The following is a 23,196-nucleotide window of genomic DNA, read 5'->3' on the forward strand; positions in this document are numbered from 1 at the left end:
ATTCCTACTATTTTTTTATTATTAACGAAACAAAATTCGTTTAGTTGTTAACTTAAATCGAAGATCCAAGAGGCATTGGCGAGGACACCATTGTGGTCAGCCAGCAATCCTTAAGAGGGCCATCTTTTATATATTTTTCAACTGCCCACTTAAATTTATAATAAACCTTATTCTTATCAAGAACCGTTACTTCAAAAAGAGCCGTTAAATCATCAGATTTTATCTCCACAACCTTATGATCCAAGTGATTAAGTAGCATCACATAAGACTTACCCTTAATCATAGTCTTAAAACGCTCTAATGGACCTGTATTTTTTTGATTATTTGGATGCGCAAATTCCCAGGTCTGTTCAATTCCATTATCTTTTTTAGGGTTGTCATTCTGTTTTAGGCTTCTTAATTGAATTTGAACAACTAGAAAAGGTTCAATCCCATTGTTAGGCTTCACTAACTCAGCATGAGATATTGATGAGGTAAATAAAATAATTAATGTTATCTTAAATATTAAGTGCTGTATTTTTGACATCTTCCAAAAATTGTTTTCTTTTATTATCACTAACAAACGGTACAGCAAAATATCTTCGGTAGACAATATTATAAATGCCACACATATGAAATACTCCCCTTTTTAACCTTCTAATTGGTAAGTTTAAAAAAAATGTTGTGATTGCCAATCTTGGAGATCCATAAGTACAAAATATAATTGCTTTTTTTTTATGTAAATTACCAATTGGATATCCATAATTTCCCCATAACTGCTTAAACGTAAACGCCCAAGGCGGAGCTAAAACTTTATCTATCCATCCCTCAACTATAGCTGGCATTCTAAAATTCCAAATTGGAGCAATTAAAACAATTGTATCACAGTCTTCTATTCTTTTACGATGACTCAAAACATCTTCACCTGCTTCTTCACCTGCAAAAACCGGGTCAAATTTTTCTTTATATAGATCTACAGTATCAACCTTATTACCATTTTCTTCTGCTGTTTTGATAAATGTATCTCTTATGGCTGCATTAAAAGATTTATCATCATAATGACCATATATAAGAAATATTTTTTTCATTTGCATATTTTTAAACTAGTTTTATAAGAAAGCCATGAAAAATTTTTATGTAATTGAAGGTGAACATACAAACCCTAACGAAATTGAAACAATATTAAAGGATACTAAAAAAAAACACGGTCCTTTTAAAGAGCAAGAAGCTAATCAGATAGCCAAAGCATTGATTCAAAAAAATATAGATGACTTTTACCATCGAGCATGGGTAATCAAAAACTAGTTTTGTAAAACGATAAAAGCCAATTTACCCTTAAAATACTAATTATTATTTTAATAAAAAATATTTTTCTAAATTATTCCAAATAATTTTTCAAACTCAATTTTACTACATTTGTTAGCAATGTAATAAATTTTATTTTTTAGAGCTATTTCTTTAGCTTTATTATTTTCAATGTTAAGTTGGAGCCACAAAACTTGTGCTCCAATTTCTTTAGTTTGATTAGCAATATCTATAGCCTCCTCACTTGGCCTAAAAACGTTTACAATATCTACTTTTTCTTTAATATCTAATAGAGTTCCGTGCACTCTTTCTCCATGTATTTTATCATTTATATATGCTGGGTTTACGGGAATAACTTTATAACCAGATTTTTGTAAAAATTTCATTACTATATTTGAATCTTTTTCTTTTTTCTTGCTTGCCCCAACTAAAGCTATAACTCTTGAACTAATAAATAGTTCTTTAATCTTATCATCAATTACTTGTTCTTCCATACAGGTTTTCTTTTTTCTAGAAACGCAGATATTCCTTCTTTTGCATCTTTAGCCATCATATTTATTGTCATCATTTTACTAGTATAAGCATAGGCTTTTCTCAAAGGCATTTCTAATTGTTTATAAAAAGTTTGTTTACCTATTTTAATTGTCAGATTTGATTTTGAAGCAATAATTTTTGCAACTTTTAAAACTTCATTATCTAATTTTGATTTAGAAAAATGATCATTAATCAAGCCAATTTCTTTAGCATAATTAGCTTTAATAGGTTCACCCGTTAAAAGCATCTTCATCATTTTTTTTCTGCTCACTTTTCTACTTACTGCAACCATAGGTGTACTACAAAATAACCCAATATTTACACCTGGTGTTGCAAAAATTGCTTCGTTCGTACTGTAAGCTAAATCACAACTAGCCACTAGTTGACATCCTGCTGCAAATGCTGCTCCATGAACTTTTGCTATTACTGGTTTTTTTCCTTCAACAATTTGAAGCATTAACTTTGAACAAAGATTAAAAAGTTTTTGATATTTAGCTTTTTTTTTTAATTCATCAACTTCTTTTAAATTATGACCTGCACTAAAGCCCTTACCTGAACCTTCAATGATTATTACTTTGGTATTTTTATCACTATCTAATTTTTTAAATGCTTTAATTAAATGATCTAAATTTTTAAATGAAAGAGCATTATATGTTTTGGGCTCATCAATTATTATTGATTTAATATTGTTATTAATTTTTTTTATTTTAATATTATTTAAGTTTGCCATCTTCTCTCATTTTAGCTCTAATTTTTGTTGCTGAGATTTCATGAATTTCTTTTGAAAGTTCAATTTCTTCAATTTTATAACCAACACCTCTGCCATAACAAATATTAGTAATATTTGGTACTATCATAACTTTAAAACGACCTTCAAATTCTGGATTTAGCTTTTCTTCAATATTTTTTTTTACAGTTTCAAAATCAAAAGGATTATCATCAACACCCTGGACATCTCTTATTTGAATGCAAACTTGGCCTGTTTTTTTTATAATTTCTTTAAACAAAGTATAATGACCCTCATGAAAAGGCTGCCATCTTCCTAACATTTGAGCTGTAGGTTTTTTATTATCCCATATGTAAGCCATTAATTAATCTCCTTAAATATTATTGGTGCCCATTTTTTAGCATCTTGTGTTGTAACATGAAAGTCAAACTTATCAGGCTTTACAAACATCTTGTTAGTATCATCAAATCTACCTTCCTTAATAGTATCTACCCAAACTATATAATCTGCTGGAAATAAGCTTCTTGCTTCTGGTGTCGGGCAAATAAAATCTGCTACAACAAAACTACCTTGGTTTTTTAATTTTTTTGCAAATTCTGCCATTCTCTTCGCTTGTCTTTTTCTGCCTTCTTCAGAAAAATCCCAATCATTTGCTTCTTTCCTAACTTCATCAGCATTAAGTCTTTTTGCATCTATCATAGGTGCCAGTTCATTAGCTAAAGTTGTTTTGCCAGACCCTGGAAGGCCCATTATTAATATTATTTTCATAGTGTTTTTAACTTTCTGCACATATGGGTTAATTAATAAATAGCTTTATTATTACTAGAGTTATTGTAATTAAGCTATTAAATTTGACGCAACCCATTTATGAAATTGGTGAGTTGGGCCATCCATTACAGGAGAGAAATTTCCACCATTATAAACTGGAGAATTTCTACCTTCTTGCATTCCTTCAATAACTTTAATGTCTTCTGACATAACATCTTTCCAAAATCTTACATTCTCTTTTCTCATACTTTCAAATTCTTTTCCGTTAGCACTATTTTCCCCAATATAATACATTGCTAGATGCTCTTTAGTTTCATTAACTGAAATAGGCTCAAGCCAAAATGTATAGAAATGATCAATGTGCAAACCAATCATAACATTTGGAAATAAAGCAATATATTCTGATTTTTTATTTAAATCTTTTGGCCAATTTTTAAAATTATCAAATGATTTATTACCTTTTATTAATTTTTCATATTTTTTGCTTCCCTGGCCTGCAAATCTATTTGGTAAACCTTGAATATGATAATGATCACTTATATTTGATACTTTGTTTAATTCTGGGTGTATTGTTGGCAAATGATAACTTTCACAATAATTTTCGATTGCAAACTTCCAATTACTTTTCACATCTAAACTAAAATGTCCATGATCTCTAGAATATACTAATAAATGTTGGTCTTTCTTAGTAATAAATTTTGACCATCTATCCTCTAATGGCTTAACATATTCCTTAAACTCTACTTCGTTGTTATTAATATTAACAAATATTATATCCATCCAAACATTTGACCTAACTTCTTTTAAATTACTTTTAGATTTATCAAATTTTTCTAATGTATGAATATTTAGGCCTCCAATATGAGGTGTGGCTACTAATTTACCTTCAAAATCATATGACCATGAATGATAAGGACATCTTAAAACATTTTTTAGGTAACAAGGCTCACTCAGAAGTTTAAAACCTCTATGGCTACAAACGTTATGAAATACTCTTACCTTGTTCTCCTTGTCTCTTAAAATAATCAAGGGGATCCCTAGTAGGTTGTATGGCTTTGCATCTCCAGGGTTTGGAACTGAGCTTCCTACACCTATAACAGTCCATTTATCCTTAAAAACGTTCTCTCTCTCGATCATTAGGTACTGTGAACTTGTATAGCACTCATTGGGAAGGCCATTAGCCTGCTCAATTGGTTGATTAACTGCCTTAATTTTTTCTATATCCAAGATCTCTTTTAGATTAAGATTTTTGGAATTTTCAGCCATCCAAAAAGTTATCATGGGTATATTTTTTGACAACAAATTTCGTTATCCACAAGATGGAATTTCTTTGACAGCTTTTTTAAAAAAGATAATGATCGGGAAAAATGAATTTTTCACTTGAGGTAGGACCTCATACAGATCTTGATACACTACCTCCTGTTAAGGATGTTTATATTACTATGCTGCCAGGGGGAGACTATAAAGAGACAGCTCAAAAATCAGGGGATTTAGTAAAAAAAGGATTTAATCCTGTTCCACATTTTCCAGCAAGATCAATTGCAGATGAAACTCAGCTTAAAGATTATATTTCAAGGTGTAAAGATGTGGGTGCAAAACAAGCATTAGTAATTGGAGGAAGTAGAGATCCAATTGGAAAATTTGATAGTTCAATTCAAATTTTAGAAACAGGATTTTTTGACGGAATTAAAATAGGAATAGCAGGACACCCTGAAGGTAGTCCAGATATGTCCGATACAGAATTAGAAAAGGCTATGATAGATAAAAAACCTTATGCAGACTATATAGTAACTCAGTGGTTATTAGATAGTCAACCTATTGTAGATTTCATTTCTAAGCAGTCAGTACCAGTGCATGTAGGAATCACTGGGCCAATGAAAATATCTAGCTTAATAAAATTTGCTAATATTGTAGGGGCAAAAAATTCCATTAACTTTCTTAAGTCTAATTTTAGTAAGGCATTAGATTTATTGAAACCTAAAGACCCTAATGAATTAATTGGGAAAGTGAAAGAGTTTACTGGTAACTTCCACATTTATACATTCGGCGGCTTGAAGGAAACTAACAAGTGGTTGAAGGAGAACGGTTATGTCTAAAGAATTTGACTATACTAAACTAAAGCATGCTACTTCTGTAGATCAATCAGATCGAGAAGTACCATATAACTTAAGACAAAGTGGACCAACAAAAGTTGAAATGTTAATTTCAACAAGAGTAAGAAAATCTCCATACTGGCATCTATCAATGGAAGCTGGTTGTTGGAGAGCAACTGTTTACAATCGTATTTATCATCCAAGAGGTTACGTAAAACCAGAAGATGGTGGAGCGATGGTTGAATACGAAGCGATTAAAAATCATGTTACTATGTGGAATGTTGCTGTTGAAAGACAAATTAGAGTTAAAGGTCCTGATGCAGAAAAATTTACTGACTACGTAATAACTAGAGATGCAACTAAAATCTCACCTATGAGAGCAAGATATGTAATTTTATGTAATGCTTATGGTGGTGTTTTAAACGATCCTATTCTTCTTAGAATTTCAAAAGATGAATTTTGGTTCTCATTATCAGACTCTGATATTGGAATGTATCTTCAGGGTGTTAACGCTGATGGGAGATTTAATTGTACTGTTGAAGAAATTGATGTTTGTCCGGTACAAATTCAAGGACCTAAATCAAAAGCTTTAATGAAAGATCTTTGTGGAGATCAGCTTGATTTTGACAATATGCCTTTCTATGGTTTAGCTGAGGTTAAAATTGGTGGAAGAAGTTGTGTTATCTCACAATCTGGTTTCTCAGGTGAGGCTGGTTATGAAATCTACTTAAGAGAAGCAACTAAATATGCTGATGATATGTGGAACGCAGTTCTTGAGGCAGGAAAAAAACATAGCTTAATGGTTATCGCTCCTGCTCACCATAGAAGAATTCAAGCAGGAATTCTTTCTTGGGGACAAGATATGGACGCACAACATAATCCTTTTCAGTGTAACCTTGGCTATCAAGTATCATTATCTGGTAAAGGCGAGTGGAATAAAAAAGCTGACTATGTTGGTAAAGCTGCACTAGAGAAGATGGGTGCAGAACTTAAGGATGGTAAAAAACCTTACAAACTTCAGTTAGTAGGTCTTGAATTGGGTGGAAAACCAATTGAGGAATATGCTCCAGATTTTTGGCTAGTGTCAGCTGAAAGTGGTGGAGATCCTGTAGGATTTATCACATCACCTTGGTATCACCCTGAAAAAGGTCAAAATATTGCAATGGGATATGTGCCATTTGATGGAACATTAAATGCCAATGGTTTCCCAAAAGCTAAAGTTGGAACTAAATATAAAGTTCACTTACCAGCTAAATATTCTGATACACCAGGAACGCCTGTTGATGCAGTGGTAGTGGATATTCCATTTACAGAATCTTATAACGCAAATACAAGAGAAGTCGTTAAAGGTTAAATTAATTACTTGGGGGAGATTAACTTCTCCCCCCATTAATAATGACAAAATCATTTCTAATAGCTGTTTGCATAATAATTATAATTGCTTTAATATTCTTTCCACTATTAGTTTCTTATAAAGCGCAGAAAAATAGTAAAAAAAACAAATAATGTTTGGTCAATTTTTAAATATAATTGTTCGGTCTATTAAATTAGATAAAACTCTTTACAAAGATAATAAAAACTTTGGTGAGGCTGCAATATATTTTTCAGGTCTTATAATGATATTAGATGGCATAGCAGGTGCCATTGCAGCAAATACTGTTATTAAAACTGCCGTTGCAATGTCTGGTTTAACAGCAATTCTTACATGGTTTGTTTGGGGACTTTTTATTTATGTGATCGGTGTAAAATTATTTCCAGATAAAGAAACAAAAGTTCCATTTAAAAAAGTATTGACGGCTGTAGGATATGCTCATGCGCCAGGTCTTTTAAGGTTTTTTGCTGTAACTCCAGATTTAATGATCCCAATAATATTTCTAACTCAATTTTGGATATTTGCAGGATTAATCATTTCAACAAAACAGGTTTTAAGTTTAAACTCTAATTTTAAATCATTTGGAATAGTCTTTTTAGCTTTTTTGATAATTGCTTTTCTTTCAATATCATTTGTGATGAGCAAAATGAATGCTTTGCCTATAAGTAATATTAGTTAAATCGGAAATATAGTTTTTGAAAGTTTGCAAGAATTACAGGTTTTAAATCCTGTTAAAATTAAATTTTGAGAAACACTCGGGTCCTCTTTTTTGCACTCTTCACAAAAATCATCTAATTGAAGAACTTCTTCATCATTATTAGTTTGATCATCATAGTCTTTAGTCATTATCAGTAAGACCAGCGCCTGCTCCACCTTGTTTTAGGCTTTCATTTTCCTCAACAAAAGTTTCTTCAGAAAGCTTATAAAGTTCATTCCATTCTTTTTCTTCAAAAGAATCTCTGTTTTCTAAAACTTTTAGGTAAATATTTTCAGCAGTTTCGATAATTTCGTTTTTAATGTAATTAGAATAAATATTGTTATTAAAGTTTAATAAAAACTCCCTGTCATCCATTTTTAGAAATATTCTTTTACCAATCACTTCAGCTGCCCTACTTACAAATGGTAAGAAAAGTAATGGATATGAGACTTTTTTAAAAGTTATCTCTTTTAAAGTTTCTAAAGTTTTAATCTGATCTAAAAAGTTTACCCCTGCAATTATCGGACAATATTCATTTTTATTAGCCTCATTATCTTGCTTTATAATACTAATATTCTCTAACCTTAACTCTTTTTTTTTCTTAAAAAAACTATTTAAGTTTTTAATTCCAGGTAAGCTAAAAATCTCAAGTAGTCTTATATTTTTTCCAATCTCCTCTGCAATCCCCCATGAATATCCAGCAGCCTTACTCGATCTTTTAGAAACTGTATCTATTTCACTTAATGATCTCATGTTGACTAATTATAAACCCAATGCTCATCATAGTTTTTTAATTGCTCTGGTAAGGGTGCTCCTTGAAACATGCATATTCTTAACCATTTATCAGAACGTGGATCAAATTTTAATGCTCCAAAAAATGATAACTTTAATCTCAGCATATCAATGGGCATTATTTTTTGGCCAATGGTATTATCTTGTATTTCAGAATATGGAAATTTCTCTACTATAAATGCTCTTCTAACAACGTGTCTTAATTCATTATTAGTTGATAAAAATCTAGCTATTGTCCAGCTATTTTTAGTCACTAATAACAATTCATAAAGTTTTTTAACATCCCTTGCAATTGCTAGAGGTTGTTCTAACTCAGCGCCTACTTCATCAAATCTATTTGCTAGTCTTGGTTCTTCTTTATTTTTTGAGATAAACCAAAAATTTAAATTATTTTCGTCTTTGGCAAAATCTATCATTAAGATATCTGGATATTTTTTTTCTAAAATCAGCTTCAATTCTTCTACTGTTCGCTCAGTTGGAATATTAAAATATCTTTCTTCTTCAGAACTCATTTCTTTAATTAACGGAGACGTTATATCATCATATGGCTCCATCATCATTGAGACAACATATTCAATGCACTCCTCACAGTATTCTTTTTCTAAAAAGAGATATAATTCATTAAAAGCATAATCTTGCTCAAAATTAAAATTATTATCTAAGTAGTCAATAAATTGATTAAGATCTTTTAATAAAAATTTAATCTTATTTATTTGATATTCGCTTTCTGTATTCCAAGAAGTGATATTCTTTATTGATTTTTTTAAACATTCTAAAAATAAGTTTTTATCTTTCTCTGATATTGTTTTTATCTCTCTTATCTTTTTTAAAGAAATTTCCCTTGCTGAAATCCAATTATTTAAAAGAGTTGGATGGTTAACAATAAATGGTGCCATTCCTAGACCCGTAGAATTTCCTATTCCTAAGCTTTTACAAATATTTATATCAAGGTTTACAGCTTTTTTGGGGTTCTTGCTTTTTGCAACGTGATTAACCTGATCAAAAGTAAATTGCCTAACCAAATAAACTAGCATCATTTCCAATCTAAAAGGGCCATATATTTCTTCTCGGTCTTTAATTCTAAACCTATCAGCTAAGCCAAATTTACCTGATCCATAAACTGCTGTGGTTCTATACAAATAACCAACACTAGATAGTAAATCATTATCAGGCTGCTTACCTTCACTTAAACATTCAACTACATGATTGAAAACTCTAACTGATTTATTAGCTCTTGAAAGGGTTAACTCTTTATATGAAAGTCTTCCAAACTCTTGTTTAGGTACTTCGTTTTTTAATCTTTCAATATCTTGTTTTTTTGGAACACCATCAAAAAGTGTAAAGGCTGCATCCCATTTAGTAGCAATAACTCTATCTGATCTTTCACTTTCATCCAATTCGTTTGCAAAACAAATTAATGAATACACTCTATTTTTTTTATTAAATGAATAAACTGCTATACCATAACCATGTTCGTTTAATTCAAATAAATCTCTTTTATAATCCCAGTCTTTAAACTCTTTTAAAAAACTTCTTAAAAATGAAAGTTTAGATTGATGAAAAGACCCTAGTCTAGATAGCTTCATTACTACATTAGGATTTCTTAAGGAGATATTCATTGGTTCATTTCTTTGTAAAAATTGTACCAGTTGTTTCCAAGAATTCCATTAACTTCACTTTCTGAAAAACCAACTTTCTTAAATCCTGACTCTAAGTTTTCAAATCCTCTTGAATCTAAAAACCAATCAGGTTGTTTTGGAAAACCCGGTCTGTTTTTTGATCCTTCTCCATAATTTTTACTTTTAGTCCAAGTACCATTTCTCATCCACTCAACAATAGTATCTGGTTGGTTTAAACAAAGATCTGAACCAATTCCTATTTTTTCAACTCCCATAATCTCAGCTGTCTTAGCGGTCATTTCACAAAAACTTTCTAAAGAACAGTCTGTTCCATCTTTTAAATGATGAGGGTATAAAGACAGACCCAACATTCCTTTATGTTCCGATAAAATTTTTAATAGTTCGTTTGACTTGTTTCTCTTAGCTGGATGCCAAAATGATGGGTTTGCATGAGTTACTGCAATCGGTTTTTCACTTATCTCAATTGCATCAATTGTACTTTTTTCTGCTGAATGAGACATATCTATTACAAGGCCTAGTCTATTCATTTCTTTAATCACCTCTCTACCAAATTTAGTAACTCCACTATCTATTTTTTCATAACATCCTGTCGCTAGTAAGGATTGATTGTTATACGTAAGCTGCATAAACCTACATCCTAAATCGTAAACTTTTTCAACTAATCCAATATCGTCTTCTATAGGTGAGCAATTTTGAAAACCAAAAAAAACTGCAGTTTTATTTTCAGATTTAGCTTTTTCAATATCTTTAAAACTTTTACCGTGAAAAATTAAGTCAGAGTTTTCTGAAAAGTGATTTTCCCAATTTTTTATTACCATCTTCAATTCATCAAAATCTTCGTGATAAACAATTGTTACATGTATCGCATCAAGTCCTGCTTCTCTGTTGATCTCAAATATTTTTCTTGACCAATTGCAATACTGTAAATTATCTATTTTAAAATTCATAAATATTTATAACAAATTATTTTTTTAGAATCTTTATAAAAATATACTTAAAAAATAGCATAGGTCTTAATAACAAGAATATCAGTAAAGAATAAAATCTTTTCAAAAAAGCAGCCCCATACCCATTTTCGTTGGTCAAATTTCTTAAAAATTTTGGTATTGGTTGGAATGTTATAAAATTTTTTTGTTGTGGAGATTTAAAAAATTCTTGGTAATTAAGTTCATTATTTTTAAAAAATAAATATTCTCCATAATTATTAAAGCCGACTCTGAATGGTTCGCATATTGAATAAACATTATGCATATCTAAAGGTTTGTATAAGTTGTTATTAAAATCTTTTTTTATAAAAATTAAATTTCCAATTGTTGCTTTTATTAATTCATAGTTTTTACTTTTAGCAAAATTGTCTATCGCAAGATAACTACTTCCTATATTTCTATCCGTGTTATCTTCAAAGTTTGTATCAAATGGTATTGTTCCATTGTACTCTATTATGATTACTTTCGGCTCTAGGACATTTAAACTTTTCCATATCAGTAAATCTGCACCATCGACATCAATAGACATGACGTCTATTTTTTTTATACTATTTTCTAAAATGAGCTTATTTATATTATTTAACTTATAGTCAATTTTTTCGTTCAAGGTAATTATATTTTCATCTTTTTTATAATTATTTTCGAGCTCTTTATATTTTTTTTGATCTAGCTCTACAAAACACCCCGACCAATTATTTTCATATAACAGTCTACAATTACTTAAATGAATTCCATCCCATGCACCAAATTCAAAAAAGAAACAATTCTTTTCTTTTTTTTCATTAAAAATGTTTAGTAAAAATTTATCTTCTTGATGTTGTGAATAACTATTCATTATTTATATATAACATTTCATTAATGATATTTAATTTAATTCTATGAAATAAATCATCTATTTTATTGAATTATAAGCTTTAATTTGAAATAACCCTATAGGTGATAAAAAAATTAACGCCTAATGCCTAAAAATAAATCTAATAAAGTTTCTATTATTATGGGAAGTCAATCTGACTTTAAAACTATGATATTATGCCAACAAATACTTAAAAAATTAAATATAAAATTTGAGACAAAGATTATTTCTGCACATAGAACACCTAATAGAATGTATCAATATGCTAAAAATATCGAAAAAAATAATATCAAGGTTGTTATAGCTGGAGCAGGTGGAGCAGCACACTTACCGGGAATGATTTCAGCATTAACTTCACTTCCAGTTTTGGGGGTTCCTATTGAAAGTAAAAAACTTAGAGGACTTGATAGTCTATTATCAATCGCACAAATGCCAAAAGGAATACCTGTTGGAACATTAGCTATTGGAGAAGATGGTGCAATTAATGCTGCTTTATTAGCGGCATCTATTATTGGCTTACATGATATTTCAGTTAAAAAAAGATTAAATCAATTTAGATTAAGTCAAAGTAAATCTGTTAAGAAAAAACCAAAATAGTTTTTAAGTATGTCTAAACCAATCCTTGGAATTATCGGTGGAGGCCAGTTAGGTAGTATGCTTGCTATGGCAGCACATAAATTAGAAATTAAAACTGTTATTTTTTGTGACGATATAGAAGCACCAGCTCAGAAGTTTGCTAATGATTTTGTTTATGGTGAATATAATGATCATAATAAAATTTTAGAATTTATAAACAAAGTTGATGTAATCACTTATGAATTTGAAAATATTCCATATAAAACTCTAAATGAAATTAATAAAACAAAACCTGTTTTACCGAAACCCTCAATAAACAGAATAATTCAACACAGATTGGCTGAAAAAGACTTTATCAATAATTTAAATATAAGAACAACAAGATATATTTCTATTAAAAAAAGATCTGAAATGAACTCTGTACAAGATCTACTACCTGCCTTACTAAAAACTGTCACTTTAGGGTATGATGGCAAAGGACAATACCCCATTAATAGTTTAGAAAAATTAGACTCAATTAATATTGACTATTCAAAAGGCTATATTTTAGAAAAATTAGTTAAACTAAAAAAAGAAATTTCAATAATCATAACAAGATTCGAAAATCAAAAATATGAAATTTACGAACCTATTGAAAATATTCATGAAAATCAGATTTTAAGGAATTCAAAAATTCCAGCTGAAATTAGTGATAAAATTTTCAAACAATCTAAACTATGGGCAACTCAAATTGCTGAAGAATTAAAATACGTTGGAACTTTATGTGTTGAATTTTTTATTGATAGAAATGATAATCTTTATGTAAATGAAATAGCGCCAAGAGTTCATAATTCAGGACACTTAACGATTAATGCCTTTAACATAAGTCAATTTGAAAATCATATAAGAGCTGTTTGTAGACTAGAACAAATTCCAATAAAAAAATTGTCTAATGCTAAGATGACAAATATCATTGGCAAAGAAATTATAAGTTATAGAAATAAACAGTATACTGAAAATGAATTTTTCTTTGATTATTCAAAGAAAGAAATTAAACAAAAAAGAAAAATGGGCCATTTAACAACGCTCCTTAGTTAAATATTTTAAAAATGTTAAAATCAATAGAAGATAATTTCGACGATCCAGAGGTACATTCGCTTCTCATCAAGCATTTTATTGAGTTAAGATCTGTATCACCTGAAGATAGTTGTCACGTACTAGATATAGATGGGTTAAAAAATCCTTCTATTAAATTTTGGAGCCTATGGGATGGAAATCATCTTATGGGAATTGGTGCATTAAAGTTTCTTGATAAAGAACATGGTGAGTTTAAGTCAATAAGAGTTAATGATAAATTTAGAGGCAAGGGAAACGGCTTAAAGGTAATAAATCACTTAATTAATGAGGCAAAAAAAATCAATATTAAAAGATTAAGTCTAGAAACTGGTGCAGGTGACTTCTTTTTAGCTGCTAGAAAACTGTTCAATAAATCTGGGTTTGAAACCTGTAAGCCTTTTTCTCATTATAGGAATAATATCAATTCTGTTTATATGACTATGCTAATTAACAACAAATAAGTCTTTAATTATTCAATATTGTAAATTTAGTTGACAAAACCCTATAAAATCTAAACAAAGCGATAATTACTTAATTATAAGTAATAAATGTAACATAACAAAAAGTAAGAAGATAAATATGAGTCTACAAGGAAAAGTAAAATGGTTCAATCCAACTAAAGGTTTTGGTTTTATTGAAAGAGAAGATAAAGAAAAAGATGTATTCGTTCACGTTTCAGCTGTAAGAGATGCTGGCATGAACGGTTTGGATGAAGGTCAAGCTTTGACTTTTGATGTTGAAGATGGTCCAAAAGGTCCTTCAGCAGTAAACTTAAAAACTGCATAATATTCACACTTTCTATTGGCTGAGATTTTTTAATTAATTTAATTTTTTAATTATTTAGCTAAATATTTTAGCCAATACCAATCAGATTTTTTTTAGGAATTTTTCCACAATTAGATTAAACTCAATAGGCTTCTCTAAGTGAACATTGTGTGAGCATCCTTTAATTATTTTTAAATCACTATTTGAAATATTATTATTTAGAGTTTCTACTTGATTAAAATTATAAGCTCTGTCTTGATCTCCCCAAATTATTAATGTTTCATTTTTAATGTTTTTTAAATTTTTAACACCATTCCAATTTTTCATAGCAACTAATCCATTATCTGTAGCTTCTATAGAAGTTTGCTTTCCAGCTTGTTCACACAAGTAAAAATACCTTGCCCTTTCTCCTTCCATAAACCAAGTTTTTGCTATCCTGTAGGCAGTATCTTTCAATCCATAGACTTTTAGTTTTTTTCTAGATTGATCAATAGTTTCAAATCGACCAGGTATATTTCCTCTTGGACCAGTACCATAACAAATTAATTTTAAAATTTTGTCACCTGCTATTTTTGCTATTTCCTGTACAATCATTCCACCCATTGAATGACCTAATAAATTAAAATATTTTATTTCTTTTTTTTCTAACAAATCTAGTATTGCTTTAGCCATACATTCGATCGAATTACATGAATTCACATTATTACTATTTCCAAAACCAGGTAAAGCTGGAGCTATAACCCTAAAATTGTCTTTAAAAAATTCTATTTGTGGACTCCACATAGCTGATGAGCCTAAAAAACCATGAACTAAAACTAAAGGAATTCCATTACCTATATCTTCAGCAAATATATCTTGCATATTTATTATTTATTTATAATCATTAAATATAACAACTATGACAAAAAGAAAAATAACTAATCCATATGATGTTGAGTTTATTCCATTTGATAACTATGGAGCAGTCGTGCCAGGTATGAGTTGGTATAAAATTAGCTATAACAAAGAAAAAGGTGGACAAGGCACGTATGTTTTAAAAATGGAACCAGGCGCAAGAAGTTTACCTCATAAACATACTGGTTTTGAGGAATTTTTTATGTTAGATGGAGAATTAATTGATCCAGATGGAAAAATTTTTAAAAAAGGTGACTTTATATCTTTTGAACCAGAGTCAGAGCACTCATCACATACGATAAATGGTTGCTTGGTTTTAGTATTCATGAGAGGTATAAATCAACCTCTATAATAAAACACAAAACAAATTTTTAACAATATTTAAAAGTATCAATAATCATGATTGGAATTTTAGGCGGAATGGGTACGCAAGCAGGACTTGATTTTTGTAATAAACTTGCCATGCTTTATAGAGGCAAGATTGATCAAGAATATCCTCTTTTCATACTCTACAATAAATCAAACATACCAGGAAGACCTGAGTCAATTGGAGTTCAAACTAGAAAGTTTTCAGATCTACCAAGAAGTGTAAAAAATAATAATAAATATAATAAAGTTCTAAAAAGCTTACTTGAGGGTTGTAGGTCACTCGAAAAAAGTGGCTGCAAATTTATTGTCATACCCTGTAATACTGCTCATTACTGGTATGATGATTTAAAAAAAAAGATTAAAATTCCAATCATAAATATGCCTAAAGAAGTATTTTTATATACAAAAAAAATTTGTAAAAAAAATTCAAAAATTGGACTCTTAGCTACAGAAGGTACTTTAAAAACAAAAATTTATGAAAATCAGTTTAAGAAAGAATATAAATTCATCACTCCTCCACATGACTTACAAATTAAATCTGTTAACAAAACTATCAAACATGTGAAGATGGGAAATATAAAATTGGCTGAAAAATCTATTCAACCAAGTATAAAATATTTAATAAGAAATAATTGTAAAAAAATTATATTAGGTTGTACGGAACTGCCTATTGCAATTTTTGCATTTAAATCCTTAAAAAATGTAAAAATATCAAAATTATATTTAGACCCAAATTTAATATTGGCTAATTCATCTATGGTAAAATATAGAAAATAAGATGCTAGCCAAAACTAAAAAACCATACGTTATATATATGGCAGAAGTTATATATAGAGAGATAGTTAAAATAAAAAAAAATAATCCAAATATTTCAAATATTGATGCTATTGAAGGTTTTATAGGAACACCCATCTATGAAAACATAAGTAGTGGTAAATTTCATGATACTTGGTTTCAAGATTTAAAGAATAACAAATTTACTGATAAAAAAACAGGGGAAAAAATTCCTGACGAAACTATTAAACTTTTACAAATACAAAAAGATATAACAGTAAAACAATTTATAAAATATCCAAAATTATATTATACAAAGAGCTCTTTTCCTCTTGAAATTTCACAACGAGCATTCGATCACTTATGGAGAATTTGTGAGAGCTATGAACTTTGGTGCAAAGAAGCTGGACGATCTGAAAAAATAATTTTAAAAATTATTGATTAATCTTTAAAAAAAAAATTAATCTCTATTTTAGCATTTTCAACACTGTCGGACCCGTGTACAGAATTTTTATCAATAGAAATTCCATATTTTTTTCTTATGGTGCCTTCTGCTGCTTCTTCTGGTTTAGTTGCTCCCATTAAATCTCTATTACCTAGTACTGCACCTTCTTTTTCTAATACCATAACAACTATTGGTCCTGATGATAAATATGCACATAAATCGCTATAAAATGGCTTTGTTTCATGAACTTTATAAAATTGTTCTGCTTCAGATTTAGTTATTTGGATTTTCTTATTTTTTAAAATATTGAAACCTTTATCTTTAAACATTTCCTTAATTTCATTTTCTAAATTTCTTTCTACAGCATCTGGCTTAATAATTGATAGTGTCTGTTCTATATTACTCATAATTATCCTCTATTAGTTTGTTTAATAATCTAACTCCATAACCAGTTGCTCCACCTGAATTTAAAGCTCCACCATATTTTGAAAAAGCCATACCAGCAATATCTAGATGAGCCCAAGGTGTCTCTTTTAGAATAAATCTTTGTAAAAATTGTGCTGCAGTTGTTGACCCAGCTCCACCAACATAATTTATATTTTGCATGTCAGCATTTTTTGAGTCTATAAGTTTATCAAAGTTTTTATGTAGAGGCATTCTCCATAATTTTTCATCAACTTTTTCACCAGCATTTAATAGTTGTTTTGATAACTTTTCATCATTTGAAAACAGTCCAGCATATTCAGAGCCTAATGAAACTATTATAGCACCAGTTAAAGTTGCCAAATCAACAATAAATTTCGGCTTAAATTTCTTCTCTGTAAATGTTAAAGCATCAGCTAAAACCAATCTTCCCTCTGCATCTGTATTTAATATTTCTATTGTTTTGCCACTATAAGATTTTACGATATCGCCAGGTCTTTGAGCGTTACCACCTGGCATATTTTCTACAAGTCCCACAACTCCAACTGCATTAATTTTTGCTTTCCTTAATGCTAAATTTTTCATTAAACCAACTACTGTAGCTGAGCCAGCCATATCATAAGTCATATCTTCCATAAATTTTGCCGGTTTCAATGAAATACCACCAGTATCAAAACAAACTCCTTTACCAACAAATGCTACTGGTTTAGAATTATTTTTAACACCATTCCACTCCATTGTTACTAGGTATGATCCCCTTATACTTCCTTGGCCTACACCCAACAAAGCATTCATTCCCAATTTTTGTAGTTTTTTATCGTCATAAATATTTATTTTCAAACCATATTTTCTTAAAGAATTTAATCTTTTTGCATACTCATCTGGATGTAAAATATTTCCTGGTTCTGAAACAAGATCTCTTGCAAAAAAAGTTCCCTCTTCTAAAGCTTTAAATCTTAATTTATTTTGAGCAGAAATTTTATTTTTACTTCCAATAACTTTTACAGAAATGACTCTTTTATTTTTTACCGATTTATAGATATTAAATTCATAAGATTTTAATTTTAATCCATGTAAAAAATATCCTACAAAATTTTCAATTTTACTATTTATAGTATCTGAGTTTACAAAATAATCATTTTTCTTATCATAATTTATATGTCCATGAAATTTAGCACCTAAACTTTCTATGTCAGAAGTATTTAAATCTTTCTTAATAGATATTAAAAATATGGTTTTTTTTGAATTAATTTCAAAAAAAAGTAAGTTTTTTTTTAAATCACTAGTAATTAATAGGTCAGATATGTAAGAAAATTCAGTATTTGAAATATATTTTTTTAAACTTGTAATATTAAATTTTTCATCGGTAAATAAGACAAGATTGGCTGATGTTTTATTGCTTAAATTGTTTAAATAACTAATTTTAATAGACATAAATTTTAAATACACTCCATACGTGTTTGGTGTTATATAAGGATAAATATTAACAATTTCAATGAAAAAATTAATTTTTAAAAATTTAGCTAAAAACTTCTTAGGATTTTTTCTAATTACATCGATAAGTATGACTATAATAGTTTGGGTTATCCAGGCAGTCAATTTACTAGAATTTGTCTCAGAGGATGGCCATAGCTTTAAAGTATATTTTATGTTTTCAATTTTAAACTTACCTAAAATTTTTAGTAAAATATTGCCATTTATGTTTTTTATCTCACTATTTTATATCTTATCGAAATATGAAGAAAAAAATGAATTACTTATTTTTTGGTTAAGTGGTATTCACAAAATGGAGTTTTTGAAAAACTTAATGATTTATTCATTATTTTTTTTATTTTTTCAAATTTTTTTAACAACTTATTTTGTTCCAAAAACTCAAGATATGGCAAGATCTTATATAAGAGGATCAACAATGGATTATTTTCCAAATTTAGTAAAAGAAAAAAAATTTATAGATGCGATTTCTAATATTACTATTTATATTGAAAATAAAGATCAAAATGGAATGTTAAATAATATTTTTTTAAAAGAAAAAAACAGTAAGACTGATGCGAAGTATCACAAAAATATTTATGCAAAAAAAGGTTATATTAAGAAAAAGGGGACAGAGCATTGGCTAATTATGAATGATGGAAAAATTATTAACTATAAAGATAATCAATCAACTATTATTAGCTTTGAAGAAACTCAAATAAATCTTTCAACTTACTCATCTAAAACTACGACATTTCCAAAAATTAAAGAGATGAAGACAATAACTCTTTTGAGCTGTATTAAAGCGCTTCACTTGAATAAACCTTATATGTCTGAAGATAGATTCTTAACATGTAAGGATAATGTCAACATATCTGTTTCAACTGAAGTTTTGCGGAGACTGTATTTACCTTTTTATCTACCTGTATTAGCTTTAGTAATTGGATTTTTATCTTTAACTTCAAAAGATAAGATTAATTATAAAAGATTTAAATTAAATGTTTTTTTTATCTGTGCAATTATAATAGTTATTTCTGAAATGAGTTTAAGCTTACCGATAACTTCCTCTAAAAATATCTTGGCATTTTTTCTAATACCAATAACATTATTTATAATATCCATTTTTCTATTCAAAAAAAAAGTCAAACATAATTAGTCAAATGTATTTTAAATTATATCAAAAAAATCTAGTTTATATATTTCTTAAAGTTTTATCTGAGATAACAATTATATTTTTTTCGTTGATCTTTATAATGGGCTTAATAGAAGAAATTGCTTTCTTTAGAGAGCTTAATGAAAACTTTTTTTATCCAATATTATTAACGTTATTTAAATCTCCAACAATATTATACGACATTTTCCCTTTTATTTTTATTATATCCACACAATTTTTTTTTATTAAAATAATTGAAAATAATGAATTATCACTATTCAAAACTATAGGAATAAGTAACTTAAAAATTGTATGGTTATTGATTGTCACATCCTTTGTATTATCTTTAATAATCAATATCATATTTTATAATTTTTCTGCTCAATTAAAGTATCAATACCTGGTTTTAAAAAATAATTTTTCTACAGATAATAAATATCTTGCTGTAATTAATCAAAATGGTTTATGGATAAGAGATCTAGACAAAGATAAAGTTAAAATTATTAATTCTTCCCGATTAAAGGGTAATTTTATAGAAGATGTAGAGATAACAGAATTTGATAAAGATTTTAATTTAATAAAAACAATACATTCTAAAAGAATTGATATTTCAAAAAATGATTGGATAATTACAAATGCTGAAATATTAAAGGATAACAATACAACTTTTATTGATTATGATTTTATTTACAATACAAATTTCAACTCTGAAAAAATTCGTAACTATTTTTCTGATTTAAAGTCACTGTCTATATTTGAATTATATGATGCAAAAAAAAATTATCAAAAACTTGGGTATTCTACAAACGACATAGAAGTTCATCTTTTTAAATTTTATACTTATCCATTCTATCTTACAATAATGACATTATTTTCTTGCGTTATAATGCTAAACTTAAAATATAATAGACCTAAAATATTTCATATAATTTTGGGTGTGATGGTTTCTGTGATTATCTATTACATAAATTTATTTTCTAATGTTTTAGGTCAATCTCTTGATTTTTCTGGTGAATTATCAGCATTACTACCTATGGTGATTATTAGCTTATCTTGTTGTATAGGGTTAATTAAAATAAATGAAAAATAAAAAAAGACTACTCTATTTAATCTGTTTAATTTTTTTTATTAGTTTTGAAAAAACACTTGGGGATCAGTTCAATTTTGAAGCAAAAGAAATTCAAACACAAAATAATGGTAATTTAATTAATGCAAAAAATGGTATTAAGATTACTACAGATAATGGTATTAAAATACTAGCTGATAATTTTATATATAATAAAGATAATGAAACTTTGTTTATTAAAGGTAACGTAGAAATAAATGATTATAAAAATGATCTAAAAATTTTTGGTCAACAATTTACTTACAATAGAAATGAAAAAGAAATATTTACAGATCAGGATGTAAAATTTATATATAAAAATAGGTATAATCTTGATGCTAAGGAATTAAATTATTCTATTGATGATAAAAAAATTACTTCAGATAAAAATATATTGTTAGTAGATGATCTAAATAATTCTATTAAATCTGATAACTTATATTTTTTAATTTCTGATGATATTATCAAGCTTAAAAATCTAATTTATACAGATGCTATTGGAAATAAACATACCATTAATCAAGCAATAATAAATACATACAATAATGAGTTAATTGGAAAAGATTTAGAAATTAATTTTGATAAAAAAACTTTTGGAAATAATAAAAATGATCCAAGATTAAAGGGTAATGCAATTTTTTCTACAAAAAATAAAACCAAAATAACAAAAGGAGTTTTTACAACTTGTAAAAAAAATGATACATGCCCGCCCTGGGCAATCTCAGCCAAAGAAATAGTTCATGATAAAACTAAAAAAACTATAAATTATAAAAATGCTGTCTTAAAATTGTATGACAAGCCCGTATTTTATTTTCCAAAATTTTTTCACCCAGACCCAACTGTAAAAAGACAATCTGGGTTTTTGATTCCTTCTTTTGCAGATAACAGTAATACAGGTTTACATCTATCAATTCCTTACTTTAAAGTTATTTCTGGTAGTAAAGATTTTACTTTTAAACCAAGGTTTTATTCTGATGAAACGATGCTCATTAATACTGAATTTAGATCTGTTAGTAAAAACTCTAAAAAAATAGCAGATGTTAGCTTTAAAAACAATAAATCAGGCACAAAAAATGGTAATTCTGAAAAACATATCTTTTATAATTTTAAAACTGTCAATTTAAATAATTCTTTATTTGAAGATAGTGAAGTTGAATTTAATTTACAAAAAGTAAGCAACGATCGTTATTTAAAAATTTATGATATAGACTCGCCCCTGATAACCAGTACATCGACTATGCACTCGTATGTTGATTTTAATGGAATGAATGAAGATTCTAATTTTAAAGTAAGTGCAGAAATTTTTGAAGATACCACAAAAGATTACAGTGATAGATATGAATATATTTTACCAAGTGTTGAAATTGATAAAATTATTAATTTAAAAAAAGAACTTAATGGTGTTTTATCATTAAATACTACTGGGCTTATAAAACAGTATCAAACAAATATTACAGAAAAAAGTGTTATAAACAACCTTAATTATGAGTCCTACTCAATATTTGCAAATAATGGTGTTGTAAGTGATTACTCTCTAATTTTAAAAAATGTTAATAGAGACTCTAAAAATTCAAATACTTATAAAAATAGAAAAGAATTAGAATTTTTAAGTGCAGGAATGTTTACATTAAGTTATCCATTAAAAAAAATAGAAGAAAATTTTAAAAAATTTTTTACACCCAAAATGTCATTTAGATACAGCCCAAACAATACAAATAACATGTCACTAGATGACAATAGAATTGATGTGAATAATGTTTTTTCATTAGGAAGACTATCATCAAATGATAATGTGGAAAGTGGAGCTTCAATTACAATAGGCTCAGATTATTTAATAAAAGATAGTGCTGACAGCGATATTCTTAAACTAGGGCTTGCAACAGTGTTCAGAGATAAGGAAAATAAAGATCTACCGATTAAAAGTACATTGGATCAAAAATCATCTAATATTTTTGGTAACATAGAATTTAAACCCAGTAAGTTTTTTAATATAGAATATGATTTTTCTTTGGATAACGACTTTGAAAGATCTACATACGATCATATCAAAACAGAACTTTATATAAACAATTTTGTAAATTCATTTGAGTTCTTAGAAGAAACAGGTCCTCTAGGTAACCAGGGTTATTGGAACAATAAGTCAACTTTTAATTTTAGCAGTCAAAATTCGATATCATTTAACAAAAGAAGAAATACAAAGACAAATTTAACTGAATTTTATAATTTAATTTATCAATATGAAAATGATTGTTTAACAGCTGCAATTGAATACAATAAAAATTTTTATAATGATCAAGAATTAAAACCTGCAGAGGAATTATTCTTTTCGTTAACAATCGTTCCTTTCACAAAAGTTAATAGTACAAATATGAATAAGTAAA

29 protein-coding genes are annotated in these 23,196 nt (G+C 28.1%); 14 read left to right on the forward strand and 15 right to left on the reverse strand.

Annotated elements, in window-relative coordinates; all coding sequences use genetic code 11:
* Positions 1-52 precede the first annotated feature (52 nt).
* Positions 53-526: a DUF4864 domain-containing protein gene (locus VP91_RS00070; RefSeq protein WP_211181484.1), complete on the reverse strand. Its 474-nt coding sequence runs from the start codon at positions 524-526 to the stop codon at positions 53-55.
* On the reverse strand, positions 498-1,067 hold the full coding sequence (locus VP91_RS00075) for an NAD(P)H-dependent oxidoreductase (protein ID WP_169035414.1): 570 nt from the start codon (positions 1,065-1,067) through the stop codon (positions 498-500). The genes VP91_RS00070 and VP91_RS00075 overlap by 29 nt, the downstream gene beginning before the upstream one ends.
* 34 nt (positions 1,068-1,101) lie before the next feature.
* Here VP91_RS00075 and VP91_RS00080 point away from each other — a divergent pair, with 34 nt between their 5' ends.
* The gene (locus VP91_RS00080) at positions 1,102-1,284 is read left to right on the forward strand and encodes a hypothetical protein (protein WP_169035415.1); all 183 of its coding nucleotides are present in this window, start codon (positions 1,102-1,104) and stop codon (positions 1,282-1,284) included.
* Positions 1,285-1,352: 68 nt separating this feature from the next.
* Here the strand turns inward: VP91_RS00080 and VP91_RS00085 are convergent, their stop codons facing one another.
* From VP91_RS00085 to VP91_RS00105, 5 genes are all read right to left on the reverse strand, one after another.
* Positions 1,353-1,778, reverse strand: coding sequence for a CoA-binding protein (locus VP91_RS00085; protein ID WP_211181485.1), 426 nt, complete (start codon positions 1,776-1,778; stop codon positions 1,353-1,355).
* Positions 1,763-2,548, reverse strand: a complete 786-nt coding sequence (locus VP91_RS00090) for an enoyl-CoA hydratase (protein WP_169035416.1) — start codon at positions 2,546-2,548, stop codon at positions 1,763-1,765. The genes VP91_RS00085 and VP91_RS00090 overlap by 16 nt, the downstream gene beginning before the upstream one ends.
* Positions 2,532-2,906, reverse strand: a complete 375-nt coding sequence (locus VP91_RS00095; RefSeq protein WP_169035417.1) for a cytidyltransferase — start codon at positions 2,904-2,906, stop codon at positions 2,532-2,534. Before VP91_RS00095 ends, VP91_RS00090 begins: the two co-directional genes overlap by 17 nt.
* Positions 2,906-3,313: an adenylyl-sulfate kinase gene (locus VP91_RS00100; RefSeq protein ID WP_169035418.1), complete on the reverse strand. Its 408-nt coding sequence runs from the start codon at positions 3,311-3,313 to the stop codon at positions 2,906-2,908. Before VP91_RS00100 ends, VP91_RS00095 begins: the two co-directional genes overlap by 1 nt.
* A gap of 69 nt (positions 3,314-3,382) precedes the next feature.
* Positions 3,383-4,579 carry an aromatic ring-hydroxylating oxygenase subunit alpha gene (locus VP91_RS00105; protein ID WP_169035419.1) on the reverse strand — a complete coding sequence of 399 codons (1,197 nt, stop codon included), beginning with the start codon at positions 4,577-4,579 and terminating at the stop codon, positions 3,383-3,385.
* Between the two features lie 101 nt (positions 4,580-4,680).
* Here VP91_RS00105 and VP91_RS00110 point away from each other — a divergent pair, with 101 nt between their 5' ends.
* The 3 genes from VP91_RS00110 (at position 4,681) to VP91_RS00120 (ending at position 7,457) form a co-directional block, all read left to right on the forward strand.
* On the forward strand, positions 4,681-5,409 hold the full coding sequence (locus VP91_RS00110; protein ID WP_169035420.1) for a methylenetetrahydrofolate reductase: 729 nt from the start codon (positions 4,681-4,683) through the stop codon (positions 5,407-5,409).
* A complete protein-coding gene (locus tag VP91_RS00115; RefSeq protein ID WP_169035421.1) occupies positions 5,402-6,760 on the forward strand; it encodes a glycine cleavage T C-terminal barrel domain-containing protein in 1,359 nt (452 codons plus the stop codon). Before VP91_RS00110 ends, VP91_RS00115 begins: the two co-directional genes overlap by 8 nt.
* 151 nt (positions 6,761-6,911) lie before the next feature.
* Positions 6,912-7,457, forward strand: a complete 546-nt coding sequence (locus tag VP91_RS00120; protein ID WP_169035422.1) for a hypothetical protein — start codon at positions 6,912-6,914, stop codon at positions 7,455-7,457.
* On the opposite strand, the gene VP91_RS00125 is transcribed toward VP91_RS00120, so the two are convergent.
* The 5 genes from VP91_RS00125 to VP91_RS00145 are packed head-to-tail and all read right to left on the reverse strand — an operon-like array spanning position 7,454 to position 11,728.
* A complete protein-coding gene (locus VP91_RS00125; RefSeq protein ID WP_169035423.1) occupies positions 7,454-7,624 on the reverse strand; it encodes a hypothetical protein in 171 nt (56 codons plus the stop codon). The two genes, VP91_RS00120 and VP91_RS00125, sit on opposite strands and share 4 nt — an antisense overlap.
* Positions 7,617-8,228 carry a DUF3726 domain-containing protein gene (locus VP91_RS00130; RefSeq protein ID WP_169035424.1) on the reverse strand — a complete coding sequence of 204 codons (612 nt, stop codon included), beginning with the start codon at positions 8,226-8,228 and terminating at the stop codon, positions 7,617-7,619. The genes VP91_RS00125 and VP91_RS00130 overlap by 8 nt, the downstream gene beginning before the upstream one ends.
* Before the next feature lie 5 nt (positions 8,229-8,233).
* Positions 8,234-9,886: a hypothetical protein gene (locus VP91_RS00135; RefSeq protein ID WP_169035425.1), complete on the reverse strand. Its 1,653-nt coding sequence runs from the start codon at positions 9,884-9,886 to the stop codon at positions 8,234-8,236.
* Positions 9,883-10,854: a membrane dipeptidase gene (locus VP91_RS00140; protein ID WP_169035426.1), complete on the reverse strand. Its 972-nt coding sequence runs from the start codon at positions 10,852-10,854 to the stop codon at positions 9,883-9,885. Before VP91_RS00140 ends, VP91_RS00135 begins: the two co-directional genes overlap by 4 nt.
* A 16-nt stretch (positions 10,855-10,870) precedes the next feature.
* Positions 10,871-11,728, reverse strand: coding sequence for a hypothetical protein (locus VP91_RS00145; RefSeq protein WP_169035427.1), 858 nt, complete (start codon positions 11,726-11,728; stop codon positions 10,871-10,873).
* A 123-nt stretch (positions 11,729-11,851) separates the two neighbouring features.
* On the opposite strand from VP91_RS00145, the gene purE reads away from it, so the two are divergent.
* The 4 genes from purE to VP91_RS00165 all read left to right on the forward strand — a co-directional run bounded on the left by purE (position 11,852) and on the right by VP91_RS00165 (position 14,203).
* Positions 11,852-12,343 (forward strand): 5-(carboxyamino)imidazole ribonucleotide mutase, encoded by a 492-nt coding sequence (purE, locus tag VP91_RS00150; RefSeq protein ID WP_169035428.1) that lies wholly within the window; start codon positions 11,852-11,854, stop codon positions 12,341-12,343.
* Positions 12,344-12,352: 9 nt separating this feature from the next.
* Positions 12,353-13,399, forward strand: coding sequence for a 5-(carboxyamino)imidazole ribonucleotide synthase (locus VP91_RS00155; RefSeq protein WP_169035429.1), 1,047 nt, complete (start codon positions 12,353-12,355; stop codon positions 13,397-13,399).
* Between the two features lie 11 nt (positions 13,400-13,410).
* A complete protein-coding gene (locus VP91_RS00160) occupies positions 13,411-13,878 on the forward strand; it encodes a GNAT family N-acetyltransferase (protein ID WP_169035430.1) in 468 nt (155 codons plus the stop codon).
* Between the two features lie 118 nt (positions 13,879-13,996).
* Positions 13,997-14,203: a cold-shock protein gene (locus tag VP91_RS00165; RefSeq protein ID WP_008545539.1), complete on the forward strand. Its 207-nt coding sequence runs from the start codon at positions 13,997-13,999 to the stop codon at positions 14,201-14,203.
* An 81-nt stretch (positions 14,204-14,284) separates the two neighbouring features.
* Here VP91_RS00165 and VP91_RS00170 read toward each other — a convergent pair whose 3' ends face one another.
* Positions 14,285-15,043 (reverse strand): alpha/beta fold hydrolase, encoded by a 759-nt coding sequence (locus VP91_RS00170; protein ID WP_169035431.1) that lies wholly within the window; start codon positions 15,041-15,043, stop codon positions 14,285-14,287.
* A gap of 37 nt (positions 15,044-15,080) precedes the next feature.
* Between VP91_RS00170 and VP91_RS00175 the strand changes: the two genes are divergently transcribed.
* The 3 genes from VP91_RS00175 to VP91_RS00185 are packed head-to-tail and all read left to right on the forward strand — an operon-like array spanning position 15,081 to position 16,664.
* On the forward strand, positions 15,081-15,428 hold the full coding sequence (locus tag VP91_RS00175; RefSeq protein ID WP_169035432.1) for a cupin domain-containing protein: 348 nt from the start codon (positions 15,081-15,083) through the stop codon (positions 15,426-15,428).
* 47 nt (positions 15,429-15,475) lie between these two features.
* On the forward strand, positions 15,476-16,222 hold the full coding sequence (locus tag VP91_RS00180; protein WP_169035433.1) for an aspartate/glutamate racemase family protein: 747 nt from the start codon (positions 15,476-15,478) through the stop codon (positions 16,220-16,222).
* 1 nt (position 16,223) lies between these two features.
* The gene (locus tag VP91_RS00185; RefSeq protein WP_169035434.1) at positions 16,224-16,664 is read left to right on the forward strand and encodes a hypothetical protein; all 441 of its coding nucleotides are present in this window, start codon (positions 16,224-16,226) and stop codon (positions 16,662-16,664) included.
* Here the strand turns inward: VP91_RS00185 and ndk are convergent.
* A complete protein-coding gene (ndk, locus tag VP91_RS00190; protein WP_425305179.1) occupies positions 16,661-17,062 on the reverse strand; it encodes a nucleoside-diphosphate kinase in 402 nt (133 codons plus the stop codon). The genes VP91_RS00185 and ndk overlap by 4 nt on opposite strands.
* A gap of 1 nt (position 17,063) precedes the next feature.
* Positions 17,064-18,521, reverse strand: a complete 1,458-nt coding sequence (locus VP91_RS00195) for a leucyl aminopeptidase (RefSeq protein WP_169035436.1) — start codon at positions 18,519-18,521, stop codon at positions 17,064-17,066.
* 61 nt (positions 18,522-18,582) lie between these two features.
* Here VP91_RS00195 and VP91_RS00200 point away from each other — a divergent pair, with 61 nt between their 5' ends.
* From VP91_RS00200 to VP91_RS00210, 3 genes are read left to right on the forward strand one after another with little or no spacing between them, the layout of a single operon-like run.
* Positions 18,583-19,713 carry an LptF/LptG family permease gene (locus VP91_RS00200; protein ID WP_169035437.1) on the forward strand — a complete coding sequence of 377 codons (1,131 nt, stop codon included), beginning with the start codon at positions 18,583-18,585 and terminating at the stop codon, positions 19,711-19,713.
* 4 nt (positions 19,714-19,717) lie between these two features.
* Positions 19,718-20,800 (forward strand): LptF/LptG family permease, encoded by a 1,083-nt coding sequence (locus VP91_RS00205; RefSeq protein ID WP_169035438.1) that lies wholly within the window; start codon positions 19,718-19,720, stop codon positions 20,798-20,800.
* Entirely contained in the window at positions 20,790-23,195 is a 2,406-nt protein-coding gene (locus VP91_RS00210; protein ID WP_169035439.1) for an LPS-assembly protein LptD, read from the forward strand. Before VP91_RS00205 ends, VP91_RS00210 begins: the two co-directional genes overlap by 11 nt.
* Position 23,196: the final 1 nt, after the last annotated feature.

Source organism: Candidatus Pelagibacter communis (genome assembly GCF_012932795.1).
Taxonomy (GTDB): domain Bacteria; phylum Pseudomonadota; class Alphaproteobacteria; order Pelagibacterales; family Pelagibacteraceae; genus Pelagibacter; species Pelagibacter ubique_S.

Excerpts from the sequence above, each read along its gene's own strand:
- VP91_RS00070 (WP_211181484.1), bottom strand. The coding sequence starts at position 526 with ATGTCAAAAATACAGCACTTAATATTTAAGATAACATTAATTATTTTA.
- VP91_RS00075 (WP_169035414.1), bottom strand. The coding sequence starts at position 1,067 with ATGAAAAAAATATTTCTTATATATGGTCATTATGATGATAAATCTTTT.
- VP91_RS00080 (WP_169035415.1), top strand. The coding sequence starts at position 1,102 with ATGAAAAATTTTTATGTAATTGAAGGTGAACATACAAACCCTAACGAA.
- VP91_RS00085 (WP_211181485.1), bottom strand. The coding sequence starts at position 1,778 with ATGGAAGAACAAGTAATTGATGATAAGATTAAAGAACTATTTATTAGT.
- VP91_RS00090 (WP_169035416.1), bottom strand. The coding sequence starts at position 2,548 with ATGGCAAACTTAAATAATATTAAAATAAAAAAAATTAATAACAATATT.
- VP91_RS00095 (WP_169035417.1), bottom strand. The coding sequence starts at position 2,906 with ATGGCTTACATATGGGATAATAAAAAACCTACAGCTCAAATGTTAGGA.
- VP91_RS00100 (WP_169035418.1), bottom strand. The coding sequence starts at position 3,313 with ATGAAAATAATATTAATAATGGGCCTTCCAGGGTCTGGCAAAACAACT.
- VP91_RS00105 (WP_169035419.1), bottom strand. The coding sequence starts at position 4,579 with ATGGCTGAAAATTCCAAAAATCTTAATCTAAAAGAGATCTTGGATATA.
- VP91_RS00110 (WP_169035420.1), top strand. The coding sequence starts at position 4,681 with ATGAATTTTTCACTTGAGGTAGGACCTCATACAGATCTTGATACACTA.
- VP91_RS00115 (WP_169035421.1), top strand. The coding sequence starts at position 5,402 with ATGTCTAAAGAATTTGACTATACTAAACTAAAGCATGCTACTTCTGTA.
- VP91_RS00120 (WP_169035422.1), top strand. The coding sequence starts at position 6,912 with ATGTTTGGTCAATTTTTAAATATAATTGTTCGGTCTATTAAATTAGAT.
- VP91_RS00125 (WP_169035423.1), bottom strand. The coding sequence starts at position 7,624 with ATGACTAAAGACTATGATGATCAAACTAATAATGATGAAGAAGTTCTT.
- VP91_RS00130 (WP_169035424.1), bottom strand. The coding sequence starts at position 8,228 with ATGAGATCATTAAGTGAAATAGATACAGTTTCTAAAAGATCGAGTAAG.
- VP91_RS00135 (WP_169035425.1), bottom strand. The coding sequence starts at position 9,886 with ATGAATATCTCCTTAAGAAATCCTAATGTAGTAATGAAGCTATCTAGA.
- VP91_RS00140 (WP_169035426.1), bottom strand. The coding sequence starts at position 10,854 with ATGAATTTTAAAATAGATAATTTACAGTATTGCAATTGGTCAAGAAAA.
- VP91_RS00145 (WP_169035427.1), bottom strand. The coding sequence starts at position 11,728 with ATGAATAGTTATTCACAACATCAAGAAGATAAATTTTTACTAAACATT.
- purE (WP_169035428.1), top strand. The coding sequence starts at position 11,852 with ATGCCTAAAAATAAATCTAATAAAGTTTCTATTATTATGGGAAGTCAA.
- VP91_RS00155 (WP_169035429.1), top strand. The coding sequence starts at position 12,353 with ATGTCTAAACCAATCCTTGGAATTATCGGTGGAGGCCAGTTAGGTAGT.
- VP91_RS00160 (WP_169035430.1), top strand. The coding sequence starts at position 13,411 with ATGTTAAAATCAATAGAAGATAATTTCGACGATCCAGAGGTACATTCG.
- VP91_RS00165 (WP_008545539.1), top strand. The coding sequence starts at position 13,997 with ATGAGTCTACAAGGAAAAGTAAAATGGTTCAATCCAACTAAAGGTTTT.
- VP91_RS00170 (WP_169035431.1), bottom strand. The coding sequence starts at position 15,043 with ATGCAAGATATATTTGCTGAAGATATAGGTAATGGAATTCCTTTAGTT.
- VP91_RS00175 (WP_169035432.1), top strand. The coding sequence starts at position 15,081 with ATGACAAAAAGAAAAATAACTAATCCATATGATGTTGAGTTTATTCCA.
- VP91_RS00180 (WP_169035433.1), top strand. The coding sequence starts at position 15,476 with ATGATTGGAATTTTAGGCGGAATGGGTACGCAAGCAGGACTTGATTTT.
- VP91_RS00185 (WP_169035434.1), top strand. The coding sequence starts at position 16,224 with ATGCTAGCCAAAACTAAAAAACCATACGTTATATATATGGCAGAAGTT.
- VP91_RS00195 (WP_169035436.1), bottom strand. The coding sequence starts at position 18,521 with ATGTCTATTAAAATTAGTTATTTAAACAATTTAAGCAATAAAACATCA.
- VP91_RS00200 (WP_169035437.1), top strand. The coding sequence starts at position 18,583 with ATGAAAAAATTAATTTTTAAAAATTTAGCTAAAAACTTCTTAGGATTT.
- VP91_RS00205 (WP_169035438.1), top strand. The coding sequence starts at position 19,718 with ATGTATTTTAAATTATATCAAAAAAATCTAGTTTATATATTTCTTAAA.
- VP91_RS00210 (WP_169035439.1), top strand. The coding sequence starts at position 20,790 with ATGAAAAATAAAAAAAGACTACTCTATTTAATCTGTTTAATTTTTTTT.